The sequence below is a fragment of the Lentzea sp. NBRC 105346 genome, assembly GCF_030269605.1.
In the GTDB taxonomy this organism is placed as follows: domain Bacteria; phylum Actinomycetota; class Actinomycetes; order Mycobacteriales; family Pseudonocardiaceae; genus Lentzea.
Genome location: NZ_BSTQ01000001.1, coordinates 138,172 through 153,883, shown reverse-complemented (window position 1 = coordinate 153,883; position 15,712 = coordinate 138,172). Strand labels below are relative to the sequence as shown.

At 69.7% G+C, this 15,712-nt stretch carries 17 protein-coding genes and 1 pseudogene; 9 read left to right on the top strand and 9 right to left on the bottom strand.

Annotation, left to right across the window (positions count from 1 at the left end; genetic code table 11):
- Window positions 1–92: 92 nt before the first annotated feature.
- Complete coding sequence (locus QSK35_RS00690; RefSeq protein WP_285741202.1) at window positions 93–743, top strand: O-methyltransferase; 651 nt, start codon at window positions 93–95, stop codon at window positions 741–743.
- On the opposite strand, the gene QSK35_RS00685 is transcribed toward QSK35_RS00690, so the two are convergent.
- From QSK35_RS00685 to QSK35_RS00665, 5 genes are all read right to left on the bottom strand, one after another.
- Window positions 721–1,776 carry an HAD-IIIC family phosphatase gene (locus QSK35_RS00685; protein WP_285741201.1) on the bottom strand — a complete coding sequence of 352 codons (1,056 nt, stop codon included), beginning with the start codon at window positions 1,774–1,776 and terminating at the stop codon, window positions 721–723. The genes QSK35_RS00690 and QSK35_RS00685 overlap by 23 nt on opposite strands.
- Window positions 1,773–2,870, bottom strand: a complete 1,098-nt coding sequence (locus QSK35_RS00680; protein WP_285741200.1) for an acyl-CoA dehydrogenase family protein — start codon at window positions 2,868–2,870, stop codon at window positions 1,773–1,775. Before QSK35_RS00680 ends, QSK35_RS00685 begins: the two co-directional genes overlap by 4 nt.
- The gene (locus QSK35_RS00675; RefSeq protein ID WP_285741199.1) at window positions 2,863–3,120 is read right to left on the bottom strand and encodes an acyl carrier protein; all 258 of its coding nucleotides are present in this window, start codon (window positions 3,118–3,120) and stop codon (window positions 2,863–2,865) included. Before QSK35_RS00675 ends, QSK35_RS00680 begins: the two co-directional genes overlap by 8 nt.
- Window positions 3,120–3,977 carry a 3-hydroxyacyl-CoA dehydrogenase family protein gene (locus QSK35_RS00670; RefSeq protein WP_285741198.1) on the bottom strand — a complete coding sequence of 286 codons (858 nt, stop codon included), beginning with the start codon at window positions 3,975–3,977 and terminating at the stop codon, window positions 3,120–3,122. Before QSK35_RS00670 ends, QSK35_RS00675 begins: the two co-directional genes overlap by 1 nt.
- Before the next feature lie 242 nt (window positions 3,978–4,219).
- On the bottom strand, window positions 4,220–5,260 hold the full coding sequence (locus QSK35_RS00665; RefSeq protein ID WP_285741197.1) for an SDR family oxidoreductase: 1,041 nt from the start codon (window positions 5,258–5,260) through the stop codon (window positions 4,220–4,222).
- Window positions 5,261–5,403: 143 nt separating this feature from the next.
- Between QSK35_RS00665 and QSK35_RS00660 the strand changes: the two genes are divergently transcribed.
- The 5 genes from QSK35_RS00660 to QSK35_RS00640 all read left to right on the top strand — a co-directional run bounded on the left by QSK35_RS00660 (window position 5,404) and on the right by QSK35_RS00640 (window position 11,216).
- Complete coding sequence (locus QSK35_RS00660) at window positions 5,404–6,246, top strand: helix-turn-helix domain-containing protein (protein ID WP_285741196.1); 843 nt, start codon at window positions 5,404–5,406, stop codon at window positions 6,244–6,246.
- A gap of 391 nt (window positions 6,247–6,637) precedes the next feature.
- Complete coding sequence (locus QSK35_RS00655; RefSeq protein ID WP_285741195.1) at window positions 6,638–6,910, top strand: DUF4342 domain-containing protein; 273 nt, start codon at window positions 6,638–6,640, stop codon at window positions 6,908–6,910.
- A complete protein-coding gene (locus QSK35_RS00650; RefSeq protein WP_285741194.1) occupies window positions 6,907–7,572 on the top strand; it encodes a LiaF transmembrane domain-containing protein in 666 nt (221 codons plus the stop codon). Before QSK35_RS00655 ends, QSK35_RS00650 begins: the two co-directional genes overlap by 4 nt.
- Before the next feature lie 45 nt (window positions 7,573–7,617).
- On the top strand, window positions 7,618–8,550 hold the full coding sequence (locus tag QSK35_RS00645; protein ID WP_285741193.1) for a DUF2157 domain-containing protein: 933 nt from the start codon (window positions 7,618–7,620) through the stop codon (window positions 8,548–8,550).
- A gap of 65 nt (window positions 8,551–8,615) precedes the next feature.
- Window positions 8,616–11,216, top strand: coding sequence for a cation-translocating P-type ATPase (locus tag QSK35_RS00640; RefSeq protein WP_285741192.1), 2,601 nt, complete (start codon window positions 8,616–8,618; stop codon window positions 11,214–11,216).
- Between the two features lie 51 nt (window positions 11,217–11,267).
- On the opposite strand, the gene QSK35_RS00635 is transcribed toward QSK35_RS00640, so the two are convergent.
- Window positions 11,268–11,954, bottom strand: coding sequence for a CBS domain-containing protein (locus QSK35_RS00635; RefSeq protein ID WP_285741191.1), 687 nt, complete (start codon window positions 11,952–11,954; stop codon window positions 11,268–11,270).
- A gap of 136 nt (window positions 11,955–12,090) precedes the next feature.
- On the opposite strand from QSK35_RS00635, the gene QSK35_RS00630 reads away from it, so the two are divergent.
- Window positions 12,091–12,564: a GyrI-like domain-containing protein gene (locus QSK35_RS00630; protein ID WP_285741190.1), complete on the top strand. Its 474-nt coding sequence runs from the start codon at window positions 12,091–12,093 to the stop codon at window positions 12,562–12,564.
- 2 nt (window positions 12,565–12,566) lie between these two features.
- Complete coding sequence (locus tag QSK35_RS00625; protein ID WP_285741189.1) at window positions 12,567–13,046, top strand: universal stress protein; 480 nt, start codon at window positions 12,567–12,569, stop codon at window positions 13,044–13,046.
- A 96-nt stretch (window positions 13,047–13,142) separates the two neighbouring features.
- On the opposite strand, the gene QSK35_RS00620 is transcribed toward QSK35_RS00625, so the two are convergent.
- The 3 genes and pseudogenes from QSK35_RS00620 to QSK35_RS00610 form a co-directional block, all read right to left on the bottom strand.
- Entirely contained in the window at window positions 13,143–14,186 is a 1,044-nt protein-coding gene (locus QSK35_RS00620) for a DUF4389 domain-containing protein (RefSeq protein WP_285741188.1), read from the bottom strand.
- Window positions 14,187–14,331: 145 nt separating this feature from the next.
- Window positions 14,332–14,556: pseudogene (locus QSK35_RS00615) on the bottom strand (DUF4389 domain-containing protein); the annotation flags it as partial.
- A 154-nt stretch (window positions 14,557–14,710) separates the two neighbouring features.
- Window positions 14,711–15,304: an Rv1733c family protein gene (locus QSK35_RS00610; RefSeq protein ID WP_285741187.1), complete on the bottom strand. Its 594-nt coding sequence runs from the start codon at window positions 15,302–15,304 to the stop codon at window positions 14,711–14,713.
- Window positions 15,305–15,525: 221 nt separating this feature from the next.
- Between QSK35_RS00610 and QSK35_RS00605 the strand changes: the two genes are divergently transcribed.
- Window positions 15,526–15,657: a hypothetical protein gene (locus QSK35_RS00605; RefSeq protein WP_285741186.1), complete on the top strand. Its 132-nt coding sequence runs from the start codon at window positions 15,526–15,528 to the stop codon at window positions 15,655–15,657.
- Window positions 15,658–15,712: the final 55 nt, after the last annotated feature.

Sequence of the window (15,712 nt, the reverse complement as noted above, 5' to 3'; positions counted from 1 at the left end):
CCATGTTCACCTTTCGACGGGACCGGCACCAGCTTGACCTGTCATGTCACACGTCTTGACACGATATTGCGTGACAATCTAGGAAATATCCCATGGCCGGTCAAATAGAGCTGACACCGAACCTGCTCGACTACGTCGACAGCGTCTCACTTCGCGAAGATTCCGTGCTCGAACGACTGCGAATTGAGACGGCCGGAATTCCGTTGGGGAAGGCAATGCAGGTGATGCCCGGACAAGGGCAGCTGCTGGCATTTCTCGTGCGGCTCACCGCCGCACGCGAGGTGCTTGAGATCGGCACGTTCACCGGCTACAGCACGCTCTGCATCGCCTCTGCCCTCCCAGCTGACGGCAAGGTCGTCACCTGCGATATCACCGCCAGGTGGTTGAGTGTCGCGGAGCCTTACTGGGCCGAGGCCGGGGTGCGCGACCGCATCGACTTCCGGCAGGGCGACGCCACCACGATGCTCGCGACGATGCCGGTTGAAGGCTTTGACATCGTTTTCGTCGATGCCGACAAGTCGAGCTACGGTCACTACCTGGAAGAGAGCCTACGCCTAGTGCGAACTGGCGGCCTCATCATTCTGGATAACACTTTGCTGTCGGGTCGCGTCGTTGACGCCGACGCGAACGACGCCGACACCGAGACCATCCGGAAGGTGAACGCGCAATTGCGTAACGACGAACGCGTCGATCTCGTTCTGCTGCCGATCGCGGACGGCGTTACGTTATTGCGAAAGCGGTGAGATCGGGCGCAGTGAGACGCATTATTCCGGGTGGTTTCTGACGCACCGGAAGCAGGTGCAGCCGTTCGACGTCCTCCGCCGGGGCCAGCCCATCCCGGCAGGCGCACGCGTCGTCGGTGAACCCCGCGAAGCGGTACGCGATCTCCATGATCCGGTTGCGTTCGGTGCGCCGGAAGTCGGCGACCAGGTGCGTGCCCGCCCGCGCCGCCTGGTCGGCCAGCCACCGCAGGATCACCGCACCCGCGCCGAACGACACCACCCGGCACGAGGTGGCCAGCAGCTTCAGGTGCCACACCGCCGGGCCGCGTTCCAGGAGCACCACACCGACGGCACCGTGGGAGCCGAAGCGGTCGGACATCGTGACGACGAGGACCTGGTCGAGCACACCGCACAACGTCTCCTGCGAGTAGTGCACGCCGGTCGCGTTCATCTGGCTGGTGCGGCGCGTCAGCTCCTCCACCCTGGACACCAGGTCGGCGGTGGCGGGCACGATCTCCATGACGAGATCCAACGAGCGCAGGAAGTCCTCGTCCGGCCCGGTGAACCCGGCGCGTTCGTGATCACGACGCCGCGCGGCCTGGTACATCGACCGGCGTCGTCGCGCGTCGACCGTGACCACCTCGGGACTGAACTCCGGGAGGGCGGCCAGGTCGAGGACCCGCTCCGCCGGATAACAGCGCACGGCGGGCAGGTGGTGGGCGACCTCCGCGCGTTCGACTGGCTGGTCGTCCACGAACGCGATCGTCGCCGGTGCGAAGCCCAGCTCGTCCGCGATCTCCCGCACGGCCGCCGACTTCGGTCCCCAGCCGATGCGCGCGGCGACAAAGTACTCCGCGACCCCCAGCTCCACGAGCTTCGCCCACGCGAGGTCGTGGTCGTTCTTGCTGGACACCGCCTGCAGCACGCCCCTGGAGTCCAGCTCGACGATCACGTCGCGCACCGCGTCGTCGAACACGACCGCGTCGTCCTCGAGCAACGTGCCGCGCCACAACGTGTTGTCCAGATCCCAGACAAGACATTTGACCAGGGTCACTGTCCACTCCCGACGCCGGCGAGCACGTGCCGGGCCAGCACCGTCCGGCAGATCTCGTTGCTGCCCTCGATGATCTCCATCAGCTTCGCGTCGCGGTACGCCCGCGCCACCACATGCCCGTCCCTCGATCCCGCCGACGCCAGCACCTGCACCGCGGTCGACGCCCCGGCCGCGGCCTGCGTCGCCGCGACGTGCTTCGCGGTGACCACCGCGCTCACGAGCTCCGGCGACTCCGAGTCCCAGCAGCGGCTCGCGTGCTCGCACACCCGAGTCGCCACCTGCTCGGCGACGTAGAGATCAGCGAGGTGCGCGGCCACGAGCTGATGATCGGCGAGGACGATTCCGTTCTGCTCGCGCGTCTTCGCGTGCCTCGCCGCGGCACCGAGACAAGCCCGCAGGATGCCGACACAGCCCCAGGCGACGGAGAGCCGGCCATAGGACAACGCCGCCGTCACGAGGAACGGCAGCGGAATCCCGGACCGTCCCAGCATGTTCTCGGCCGGAACGCGCACCGCGTCCAGCACGACGTTGGCGTGCCCCGCGGCGCGGCAGCCGAGCGGGTCGGCGATCCGTTCGATCCGCACACCCGGTGTGGACACCGGCACGATGACCGCGGCCGCTCCGTGCTGGTATCGACCGAAAACCACGACGACGTCGGCGTACGCGCCAACGGTGATCCACACCTTGCGGCCGGTGACGATCACCGAGTCGCCATCCTGCTCGACGGTCGTGCCCATGCCGGCCAAGTCGCTGCCCGCCCCCGGCTCGCTGAACGCCACGGCGGCCAGCTCTCCGCCCGTCAACCGCGGCAGCCACCGCGCACGCTGGTCCGGCGCGCCGAACCGCTGCACCGTCCAGGCCGCCATCCCCTGCGACGTCATCACGCTGCGCAGCGAGCTGCACAGGCCGCCGACGTGCGCGGTGAACTCCCCGTTGTCCTGACCGGAATACCCGAGCCCGCCGAACTCGGCGGGCACCTGCGCGCACAGCAGGCCGCGACGGCCGAGGTCGCGCAGCAGCTCGAGCGGCAGCAGGCCGGTACGGTCCCACTCCGGCGCCGAGTCGCCGACCAGCGTGGTGAGGTCCTCAGGCACCGCGCAGCCTGGTGACGAGGTCTGTCATCGCCCGCACGGTCCGGAAGTTGTCCATCTGCAGATCCGGCCCGAGGATGACGATGCCGAACGTGCTCTCGAGGTACACGACCAGTTCCATCGCGAACATCGACGACACAACGCCGGACGCGAAGAGGTCCTGGTCCGTCCCCCAGCGGATCTTGGTCTTGGTCTCGAGGAACCGCAGCACCTCGTCGTCGATCTCGCTCGACTCGACCACCGCGTCCGACATCAGAACGCCTCCACGTACTCGTAGAAACCGCGGCCCGACTTACGTCCGCGATGACCGTCACGCACCTTGCGCAGCAGCAGTTCGGCGGGCCGGAACGTCTCGTCGCCGGTCCTCTCGTACAGACAGCGCAACGAGTCCGCGAGGTTGTCGAGCCCGATCAGATCCGCCGTGCGCAACGGCCCGACCTTGTGCCCGCACCCCTGCATCAACGCGTCCACCGCCTCGACCGGCGCCCTGCCCTCGTCGACGATCCGGATGGCGTCGTTGATCATCCGGTGCAGGATGCGGCTGCTGACGAAACCCGGCCCGTCGCCGACCACGATCGCCTGCCTGCCCAGCGCCGCCAGCACGGCCCGCGTGCGTTCGAGCGCGGCGTCGCCGGTGCGCCGGCCGCGCACCACCTCCACCGTCGCGATGAGGTACGGCGGGTTCATGAAGTGAGTGCCGACAAGCTCCTCGGGACGCGCCACGGCGTCGGCGAGCTCGTCGACCGGGATACCGGAAGTGTTCGTGGCCAGCACCGTTCCCGGCGCGACCACCGCCGACGCCGCGCGCAGCACCTCGGCCTTCGCCCCAGCGTCCTCGACGATCGCCTCGACGACAGCCGTCGCGCCCGCCACGTCATCGACCGCCCCGGTCACCTCCAGCCGGCCGGGCACCGTCGTGCGGTCCAGGCCACCGAGCAGGTGCGCCATCCGCAGCTGGCGGGTGACCGCGCCACCGGCCTCGTCCCGCTTCGTGGCATCGGTCTCGACCAGGATGACCGGAACACCGCAACCGACCGCCATCGTCGCGATCGCGAGCCCCATCACCCCGGCGCCGAGCACCGCGAGCCGCACTTCAGCGTTGTGACTCACTCACACTCCCGCACTGTCACCGGTTCACGTGCGAACCTAACCGCGCATGTCTGTGGAAATCCCCAAACAAGATGCGCACCAGCCGCACGGCGGGTCGCGTCTCAACAGGCTGAGGCACCACTCCCACAGCCTCGTTCCCCAAGGACAGTGCAGCATCCGATCAGAACCACGATTGCGCGCCGGTGATCGTCTTCGGAGACGGCCAGAGCGCCTTCGTGTGAGCTGGTGATCACCGCGGCGCATCAGCTCTTGACGAGTGATTTCCTGATCATGCTCTGGCCCGCCGCGATGACGGCCTCCTGCGACGGGCGCGGCTGCCAGCCCAGCACCCGCCGGGCCTTGTCGCTCGACACCTTCTTGACGAAGCCGAGGTCGGCGGCCACCGGCCTGAGATCCGCGTTGAACCTGGCCACCAGCCTGACCACGAAGTCGGGGATCGTGCGGGTTGGCACTCGCTTGGCCGCGTCACCGAGGTGTGTCCTGAGCAGGACGCCGATGTCCTTCATCGCGATCGACGGTCCGCTGGAGACGAGGAACCTCTGCCCAGCGGCGCCGGGTTCGATCATCGCGAGGATGTGGGCGGATGCCACGTCTCGAACGTCGACGATCGGCATCCACATGTTCGGATAGCCGGGCATCCGGCCGTCGAGGCTGCGTTGAACGACGTGGTTCGAGCCGGAGATGTCGTTGCCCATCACCGGTCCCATCACCGCGACGGGCAGCATGGTGACCAGCTCCATCCCGCGTCCCTCTGCGGCGATGAAGTCCCAGGCGGCGCGTTCGGCCAGGGTCTTGCTCTTCCCGTAGGCGTCCACACCTGGTCCATTGAGGACTGACCAGTCGTCCTCGGTGAACGTGCGGTCGGCGCGACCGTGACCGAAACCGACGGCATGGAAAGCAGACGTGAGCACCACCCGCCGCACACCGGCGCGGTGGGCGGCCCGCAGCACCCGCAATGTGCCCTCCCGTGCGGGCACGATGACATCGTCCTCGTTCCTGACGTTCCGCAGGTGCACGGGTGACGCCACGTGCAGCACGTAGTCGCACCCCTCGACGGCCTCGGACCAGCCCGCGTCGTTCGTGAGATCGGCGGCGACGAAGCTCAACGCCGAGTCGTTCACCATGCCCGCGTCTGCCAGGACGGCGCGCACCGTGCTCTCCTTGCGCAGCGACCGCACGGTGGTGCGGACCTGGTAGCCCTGTTCGAGGAGCTGCACGATGATGTGGCCGGCGATGAAGCCCGACCCGCCGGTGACCAGAACGCGCTCTCGGGTGTTGTTCATGTCGTTCACTTCCCTGCTCAACCGCGGTGGTGAAGCCATCACCGATGATCTTTCGGCCGACAGTGCCGTCCTGCCAGAGCCCTCGTGAGCCTGGGTGGTGACAGGGCCCCTCAGGTGCCTGCGCGCCGTTCTACCGTGGTGCCATGACCGACGATCCGAACCTGATCGGCGCATTCCTGCGCGCTCGCCGCGAGCTCGTCACACCGGAGCAGGTGGGCCTCCCCGTGCATGGGGTGCGACGGGTTCCGGGGCTGCGCCGGGAGGAGGTGGCGATGCTGGCGGGCATCAGTGCCGACTACTACCTGAGACTCGAGCGCGGCCGCGACCGGCGCCCGTCGGCTCAGGTCCTGGAGTCCCTCGCCACCGTGCTGCGCCTGGACGACGACACGAAGGAGTACCTGTTCAGCCTCGCCGCTGACAGACCCCGCAAGCCCCGCCGCAGACGGCGGGAAACCGTACCCGCGGGCACCGCCAAACTGCTGGACATGCTTCCGCTGCCCGCTTTCGTCGAAGGGCGCTGTCTCGACGTCCTGGCCGCGAACCCGCTCGCCACCGCGCTCTCACCTCGGTTGACCGCGGGCGCGAACAGGCTGCGCGACGTGTTCCTCGACCCGGAGGAGCGGGAGATGTTCCTGGACTGGGAGATGGCGGCGGCCTACCTGATCGCGGGCTTCCGCCAGGCCGTCGGCGCCGAAACCGACGACCCTCGTTTCATCGAGCTCGTCGGCGAGCTCACCCTGGCCAGTCCGTACTTCCAGAAGCTCTGGGCCCGCCACGACGTCCGTCCCCGGATGAGCGCGACCGTCCGCTTCCTCCACCCACAGGTCGGCGAACTCACCCTCAACAGGGAGAAGTACCAGGTCAGCGGTACGGACAGCATCATGCTCGTCGTCTACCACCCCGACGCGGGCACCGAGGACGCGGACAAGCTCGCACTCCTCGGCTCCGCCACGCGCGCTCCCGTGGGCGGCATCGTCAAGCCTTGAGACGAAGTCCGGGTCGAAGTCGCGGGCCACGGTCTGGCCGGGCAGCACGACCGCGATGTCATCGTCGTGTTCACGATTACGACCCGCATCTCTGTCCACTTCGGACCCGAGCCGGACTGGTGAGATCACCCGCGCGGCCGTTGATCCCCCATTCATAGTTCATCATGCCGCCGGTGAGCGCGCGCCGGTGCGCGGCGTCGGGCCGCTCGGCGGCCAACGGATCTTCGCCGCGCTGTACAGCTCGGCACACCGGTCCTCGAACATCCGGATGCGCCGGGCAGCAGGGCCCTGGGGCCCGCCTCCGAGGTGACTTCCAGCCCGGTTCCGCCGCCGCGCTCATCGCGATCCTTACTGAGGTCGGCCACATCGTTCGTGAGGAAGGGAGACAACCATGACCGTGGAACAGTCGAAGGAGACCCGCGTCCGGGGACAGGCGCTCGTCGACCAGGTCAAGCACCTGATCCACGAGGGCAACGTCCGGCGCGTGATCATCAAGAACGACAAGGGGCACACCGTCATCGAGATCCCGGTGACCGCGGGTGTCGTCGCCGCGATCGCCGCTCCCGTCGTGACGGCCATCGGCGCCATCGCGGCGCTCGCCAGCGAGTGGTCCATCGAGGTCGAGCGACGCGAAGAGCCGCCGTCCACCGGGGAAACGCCGTGAAACCCGTGCGGCTGTGGGTCGGGCTGGTGCTGCTCGCGCTCGGCCTGCTGGGCGTCCTGGACGCGACCGGCGTGCTGGACTCCGGCAGCCTCGTCGGGCGCTGGTGGCCCGTCGCGATCATCGGGCTCGGTGTCGTGGCGATGGTCGCGCAGGCCGCGGTGTCCACCGGACCGGTCGTGGTGTGCGTGGTGGGGCTGATCCTGCTGGTGGGCAACCTGGGCTGGACGACCGGCGACCTGTTCTGGCCGGCGGTGCTGGTGGTGGCCGGGCTCGCGGTGCTCGCCGGGTTGCGCAGGCATCGCGTCCACGACCACCAGAGCGTGCCGACCCCGGTCGTCCTGTTCGGCGGCAGCAAGGTGCGCGAACGCTCCGAGCACTTGCAACACTCCGACATCTCGGCCGTCTTCGGCGGCGCGACGCTCGACCTGCGCGGCGCCCACATCGACACCGAGGCCAGCGTCGACGCGTTCGCGCTCTTCGGCGGGGTCGAGGTGCTGGTGCCCGAGGGCTGGCGCGTGGCGGTCGGCGGGCTGCCGTTCATGGGCGGCATCGACGACAAGACCGACGGCAACGGAGACCTGTCACCGGACGCGCCGCTGCTGACCGTCAACGCCACCGCGATCTTCGGCGGCGTCGAGGTGAAGAACAAGCCGAGCGGCTGAGCCCGTGGGGCGGCACGCTGGTGGTGACGCCGGGAGGTGAGGACGATGCCGCTCAACGCACACCAGCAGGCGGCTCTGCGTGACCTGACCACACGCGGAGTGCTGTCCGCCGACCAGGAGCTCGCCGTGCGCGAGGCGCTCGAGGAACCCGGTGTCGCGCCGCGGCACCGGATCGTCGAGCTGCTCGGGTACCTCGGCGGGGGCCTGCTGCTCGGCGGTGCCGCCCTGCTCCTCGGCACGTCGTGGGAGGACCTGTCCCGGACCGCGAAGGTCGCGCTGCTCGGCACCACGACGGTGGTACTCGTCGTCGCGGGACTGCTGATCGCGGGTGGTCCCGCCCGCGTGCGGACCCTCACACACCAGCGCGGACGCGTCGTGAGCACCCTGTTCGCCCTCGCCGCCGCGACCGCCGCGTTCACCGGTGGAGTCGCCTACGAAGACCATGAAGCCGTCGTCGGCGGCACGACCGGGCTCGTCGTGGCGATCGCCGGATACGTCGTCCTGCCCACCGTGATCGCCTACCTGGCCGTGGCCGCCACCGCCGCGTTCGCCACCGGCGCGTGGGTCACCGACTTCGTCGCCGAGACTCCGGTCGCCGTCGGGATCGCGTTGTTCACCCTCGGAGTGCTCGGGATGGGACTGGCGATCGCCGGGGTGCTGCGCCCGGTCCCGCTCGCGATCGCGATCGGCGGGGTGGTCGCGTTGTTCGGCGCGCAGCAACCACTCGCCGGCTCGGACACCGCCGCCCTCACCTATTCGCTCACGGCCGCGCTCGCCGTCGGGTGTTTCGCCGCGTACTTCCGCTTCCACTCGATCGTCCTGCTCGTGGCGGGCGTCGTGGCGACCACCATCGCGGTGCCGGAAGCCGTGTGGGACTGGACCGACGGTGTCGTCGGCGGCGGCGCGCTCCTGCTCGTCGCCGGGGCCGTCCTGCTCGCCGCGAGTGGAATCGGAATGCGGTTGCGGCGCACGCGCTGAGGGTCCCGTCAGGCACGGTCTTTCGTCCCTGGGGAGCGCCACATGTGTTGGCAATGCTCGGATTCATGACCACTGCGACCGTGACCGAGAGCGATCCGCGCGAACCCCTGGACCGGTTGTTCCGCGACCTGCGCACCCGGCCGGCCGGGCTGTCGGCCCGCGAGGCGGCGCGGCGGCTGGAGGCCCACGGCCCCAACGAGTTGACGAGGCGAAAACGCCGCGACTGGCCGCAACAGCTGCTGCGCCAGTTCACGCATCCACTGGCTCTGTTGTTGTGGCTGGCGGCCGGTCTCGCCGTCGTGGCGGGCACGACGGTGCTCGGCATCGCCATCGTGGCGGTGATCGTGCTCAACGCCGCGCTGGCGTTCGTCCAGGAACAGCAGGCGGAGAAGGCCGTCGAGGCACTCGCGGCATACCTGCCCACGAAGGCGACCGTGCTGCGGGATGGCACGCGGGCCGAGATACCCGCGCGTGACCTCGTGCCCGGTGACGTGCTCCTGGTCGGGGAAGGCGACCGAGTGTCCGCGGACGCGCGGCTCGTCGACGGCGGCGTCGAGGTCGACCTGTCCACACTGACCGGGGAGTCGCTGCCCGCGTTCCGCTCCGCGGATCTCACGGACGTCGGCGGTCCCCTGCTCGACGCCCGCGACCTGTTGTTCAGCGGCACCAGCTGCACCGGTGGTGAGGCGAAGGCCGTCGTGTTCGCGACGGGCATGCGCACCGAGCTGGGCCGGATCGCCGCCCTGTCGCAACGCGTCGGCCGCGACGAGAGCCCGTTGGAACGTCAGGTGAAACGGGTCGCGTGGCTGATCGCCGCGGTCGCGGTCGGGGCGGGCATCGCGTTCCTGCCGCTGGGCGTGTTCGTCGCCGGGCTGCCGCTGGCGGACTCGTTCAACTTCGCCATCGGCCTGCTCGTCGCGAACGTGCCGGAGGGGCTGCTGCCGACGATCACCCTGGCGCTCGCCGTCGGGGTGCGGGTGCTGGCCCGCGGCGGTGCGGTGGTCAAACGGCTCTCGGCGGTCGAGACGCTCGGCTCCACCACGGTCATCTGCACCGACAAGACCGGCACGCTGACGCAGAACCGCATGCGCGTCACCGACATCTGGACACCCGGTGACACGGACCGGGCCGCGCTCGCCGAGGCCGTCGCGGCGTGCTCGAACGCCGATCTCGAAGCCGGGACCGGGGATCCCACCGAACTGGCGCTGCTGCGGGCCGCGTCCGAGCTCGGCGCCGACGTGTCGGCCGGACGACGCGAGCTCGGCCGGGCGCGGCAGTTCCACTTCGACCCCGCACTCCGAATCATGTCCACAGTGGACCTCAATGGTGAGCGGCTGGTCGTCAACGTCAAAGGAGCCCCGGAGGAGGTGCTGGCCCGGTCGACCGGGATCACCGATCGCGCCGCGCTCACCGAGCTGATCGCGGGATACGCCCGGCGAGGCCTGCGGTTACTGGCCGTGGCCCGCCGCTCGTGCGACGAGGTGCCCGAACGGCGGGAGGACGCCGAGCGCGACCTCACGCTGCTCGGTGTCGTCGCGATGTTCGACCCGCCGCGGCCCGAGGTCGCCGACGCGGTCGCCCGCTGTCACACCGCGGGCATCCGGCTCATCGTGGTCACCGGCGATCATGGTCTCACCGCGAAGGAGATCGCCCGCCAGGTGGGCATCGCCCGCAACGGCACGAAGGTGGTCACCGGCGCCGAGCTCGACGAGATGAGCGAGGCCGAGCTGGACGACCTGTTGCGCGGCGGTGAGGAACTGATCTTCGCGCGCAGCTCCCCGGAGGTGAAGCTGCGCATCGCCGACGCGTTGCGGGCCGAGGGCAACATCGTCGCGATGACCGGCGACGGTGTGAACGACGCACCCGCGCTGCGCCGCGCGGACATCGGTGTGGCGATGGGAATGGCCGGCACCGACGTGGCACGCGAGGCCTCGACGATGGTGCTCACCGACGACAACTTCGCCACCGTCGTCACGGCGGTCGAGGCCGGCCGCCGGGTGTACGACAACGTCCGCAAGTTCATCCTCTACATCTTCGCGCACGCCACACCCGAGGTCGTCCCGTTCCTGCTCTTCGCGCTGTCCGGCGGGGCGATCCCGTTGCCGCTCACCGTGTTGCAGATCCTGGCGATCGACCTGGGCACCGAGACGCTGCCCGCACTGGCGCTGGGCCGCGAACCGGCCGAGCCCGGCCTGATGGACCGGCCGCCGCGGCGCCGGACGGACAACGTGATCGACGGCGCGATGCTCGGCCGGGCCTGGGGCCTGCTCGGCGGTGTGTCGGCGGTGCTGGTGCTGGCCGGCTTCTTCTGGATACTGCTGGCCGGTGGGTGGCACTTCGGCGAGGTGCCCCCGCACGACCTCTGGGTGCAGGCCACGACCATGTCGTTCCTGGGGATCGTCGCGTGCCAGATCGGCACCGCGTTCGCGTCGCGCACCCAGTACGCCTCGCTGCGGGCCATCGGCCCGCTGAGCAACCGGCTCCTGCTGTGGGGCATCGCGTTCGAGGTCGCCTTCGCCGCCGCCGTCGTGACGCTTCCCCCGCTGCGGCACGTGTTCGGCACGGCCGTCCCGCCCGCGGGACACCTCGCGGTGCTCTTGGCGTTCCCCGTCATCGTGTGGGGCGCGGACGAACTGTGGCGGTGGTACCGGCGTTCCAGGGCGTGACGGGGTCGTGAGTGGTTTCCGTCGTCATGGCAACGGAAACCACTCACGACTTCACGTGCCCATGCCGTGGTGGATGTGGTCGGCGGTGTTGTCCCACGTGTAGGTCAGGTGGTTCTCCACGCCCACGACACCCGGCAGGGCGCGCACGAGGTGCACGGCGATGTCGACTTCACTGCGGCGCTCCAGCTGCCCGCGCAACGTCACCACGCCGTCGGCGACCTCGACGTCCACTGTGTCCGGATCGACCCACAAAGTCCGGCCGAACACCTCGCCGCGGATCTCGGTACGCAGGTCGTCGTCCTCGCGCACGAACACCTTCAGCAGGTCGCGCCGCGACAGCACACCGACGAGCGCGCCGTCGGAGCCCACGATGAACAGCCGGCGCACACCGGCGAGCGCGAGTTCATGCGCGGCGGCGCTCGCGCTCGCGTCCGGTGCGATCGTCTTCACCGGCGTTGTCATCACGTCGCGCGCGGTGAGCCCTTTCGCCTGCTCCCAGCGGTGCTTGGCAGCCCGGCCGGAGAAAATCGTCGGTGCGTCCGCGGTGCCACCCCGGAACTCCTCCTTGGGCAGCAGGTCGGCCTCGGACACGACGCCGACCGGATATCCGCCGTCCAGCACGGGAACCGCGCTGATCGGGTTGTTCTGCAACAGGTCCACGAGATCCTTGAACGGGGTCTCGGGACTCGTGGTGATCACCTCGCCGGTCATCAGCGAGGCCACGGTCGGTTCACGCATGGCAGTCCTCCGGCTGTCGCTTGGTCTCCCGTCCAGCATCGATCCGGGCAACGGCCGGTTCCACGCCCGAAGGTCCCTGCTGTGGCGCGTCGTTCGGCTCTGCTGACCGCGACCGCACCTTCGGATGCTCAAAGTCATGACATACCAAGTGCAGCTCACCGAACTGGCCTCGGCCACCGCTTCGCACCTGCGTGTCCACACGAGCACGGCGAAGATCGGTGACGCCGTCGGCCAGGGCTTCAAGGAACTGTACGAGTTCGCCGCGCGATCCGGTGCGGTGCCGACCGGACCACCGCAGCTGGCGTATCCCGGCGAGTTCGAACCGTACGGTGAGGTGGACCTCGACCTGTACCTGCCCATCTCGAGGACGCCCGCCGCCAACGGTGACGTCGACGTGGTGGAGCTGCCGGGCGGGCCGGCCGCGCAGGCCTTCCACCGCGGCGGCCATGAGGACATCAGCGCCGCCTACGAGGCCGTGTTCGAGTGGATTCACGAGCACGGACGACACCAGGCCGGTCCACCGAGGGAGCTGTATCTCAACGGCCCCAACGACACGAGCAGTCCGGCGGACTACCTCACCGAGGTCGTCGTGCCGCTGCGGAGGAGCTGATCATGAGCAAGATCGTCGTGGGCATCGACGCCTCCCCGGCCAGCGCCGCCGCGCTCGCCTGGGCGGCGGACCAGGCCCGGCGCACCGGAAAGTCCGTGCTGGCCGTATCGGTCTGCCAGATCCACCCCGTGCCGCCGTCGAGCGTCCCGCTGCCGGTCACCGGGCACGCCGGCGCGGACCCGTTCCGCGAGATGCACGAACGCGAACTGCGGCTGGCCATCGACGCCGTGGACACCGAAGGTGTGGTCGTCGAGGAACTCGTACCGAGTGGAGCACCCGGCCGCGTGCTCGTCGAGATCGCCGCGGACGCGGACTCCCTCGTGCTCGGCGGGCACGGCTACCGCAAGGGTTCGGCCATCGTCATGGGCTCGGTCACGAGCTACTGCCTGCGGCACGCGTCGTGTCCGGTCGTCGTGGTGCCGTTGGAGGGAGATCGCGTTGACGGTCCTGTCGTGTCGCGGACCGCGCAGGAGTTTCGGTGACCTCGGCCCGAACGGCGCGGGCATGGGCCAACGACGGGCGCCACGCTCACCAGGCACGGTGGTGACCTGGTGAGCGTGGCGCCGCAACCGGCCGTGCTACTCGTCACCGCCGGCGGGCTGTCCGGGCTGGGCGCCTGGCGATTGCGAGGCTCCGTCACGCTCTGATGCCCGCACCGCGGCGAAGGCGACCAGCATGCCGCCCAGCAGGAACAGCACGACTCCGCCGGCCAGCAGGCCGATCGACACCGCTCCCAACGCGGGAATCGTCGCCGACGCGGACACGTCCGTGTCGACGACGCGCGTGCCGTCCGGGTTCAGCACCACAACGGTCCAGCTGCCCGGCTCGGCCCGCCAGTCCACCGACCCGGTGCCGGCGACGACCCAGAACGTCTGGGCGCGCGGATCCGCCGCAGCGCCACCGGTGCGGTGCCGGTAGTTGACCCGCGGACCGATGCCGTTCACCTCGTCTCGCTCCACACCGGACAGATACCGCGCGACGTCGTCCGCGCGACCGATGCCGATGAACCGGTTGCCACCCGCCGTCAGCCGGATGTCGCCGACGAACCCATCACCGACGGCCCAGTCCGCCGCGGTCCACCGGAACTCGACCGTGCCGAACTCGAGCGCATAGCCGTCGCTATGAACGTGATACGTGCCAGAACTCAGGTACCCCTGCGCATCGCGCTGCGTCTGGTCGGCCCACAACCCGACGCCACCGGTCGCCGCCATCCCGGCGCCGCTGATCAGCAGCAGGGCCCCGATCAGCACGGCCGCGATCCGGCCGCCAGACCAACCGCCCCTGCCGCTCGGCGTGGGTGGCGGGGTCTGGTCGATCGTGGTGACGCCGGGCTCGTCGCCACCCGAGTCGAACCGGAACGGTGGGTAGGAGTCGGTCATCAGGCCGGCGTAGGCCGCGACGCGCAGCGCCCAGCGGTCCATGCCGAGCACGAAGTCGAACACGCCCTGCGGGTAGCGGCCGGTGAACAGCAACGCCACAGCCGCGAACAACGCGAGCAGGCTGACCAGGCCGCCACCGGAGTTGTAGACCGTCTCCCCCGTCCGATAGGCGACATAGCTGCCGCCACCGACGAAGAAGCCGACGATCAGGTAGTGCGGAATCGCGAGCAGCCACCACTTCACCAGGACCAGCCCGCGCGACAGGTGGTCCGGATACGCGATGTCCAGTGTCGCCGGGTAGTCCGGCTCGGGGCCGAGGCTGAACGGCGGGTACCCGGTCCGTCGCCAGCGCCCCGTAGGCGTAGTAGGCGACGCGCCACGACCAGCGCAGCACGCCGACGTTGAAGTCGAACAACACCCGCGGGTAGCGGCCGGTGAACAGGATCGCGAAGAACGCCACCACGCTGAACACCACGAACCCGACCCACAGGAACGCGAGCACCACGTAGTGCGGGATCGCGAGAAGCCACTTCACCAGCCACAGCCAGCGGCTCAGACCGGGATCCAGGCGCGCGTGCACGCGCACCGGATAACCGGCGGTCGCAGTAGTCATCTCAACCTCCTTCCCCTGCACCATCACGCGCACGCGCGGCCGGAGGCAGTAGCCGGCGACCCGGCCACAGTGAGTCGAAGTGCCCTGTTACACCGCGGGCGACGTCCCCAGAGCGGTTGGAGGCGGAGAGGGTCGTCGCTGAGGAGACGGTGACTCAGCGACCGGTCCACTCGGGGGCGATCCGGTCCCATTCCGCGCCCCACCGGCGCAGGCGGAACCGCGAGTGCACGAATCGGACCACGAGGTACAGCACCGCCATCGTGCCCGACATCCCGCCCCAGAGCAGCAGCGCGAGGATGATCGCGTTGATCGCCGCGCCCTGCGGCGTCAGCGGCGGGTCGGCGATGTCGCCGTTGTCGTCGATCCAGATCGGGAGGGTGGCACCGGCCTGCGCGCCGTAGTGCGCCTGAACCGTGCCCTCACGGGTCATGCCGTCAGGCAGCCGCCACGCCGCGGCCACGGGTGCGGACTCCACGACGCCGCCCTTCTCGGCGGAACCGATCATCGGCGGGGCGTTCTCGATGAGCACGGCCTGCGCGCGGTGCCGGGTCTGTTGCTGCCCGGCGGCCTGCACCTTCTGCGTCGCATAGATCTCCGAGCCCGTGGCACCCGCGATCGGGACGGCCAGGAGCGCCACCGCGACCGCGCCGATGAGCACGGCGGCCTCCACGCGGTCACCCGCACCGGCGAGCCGGTTACGGCCCGGAAAGGCCGTGTGGACGATTCGGGACAGCAGCGTCGTGGTCATGGTCCACCTCCGGGTTCAGGGTTTCCCGGCGAACGCGGTGCGCCCCAGGGCCCTTCGTCGCGTCACGGATGAGCCCCTGGGCTCAGCGAAAGTGGAGTCCGGCTGTGGTGTCCGGCTCAGCTCCGGCGGCGAAGTCTGGATGCCACACCGAATCCGGGAGCACGCCATGACCACGCCACTTCTCGCCGCCGCCGATATCGCCCGCGCGCCGCACTTCGCCGATGTGCGCGACCGCGGGCTCGCGCTGGTGCTGGCTGCACCACTGCGTGCGCTCCGCCGACCATGTGATCAAGGTGACCGGGCACCGCTGGTGCCGCGCGAGCCTCGCCGCCGCGCAGGACGGCATGCCCTGAAGGGCCGGGACCTAGGCCCCTGAACCCGGCGATCCGGCGGTGACACGGTCAAGAG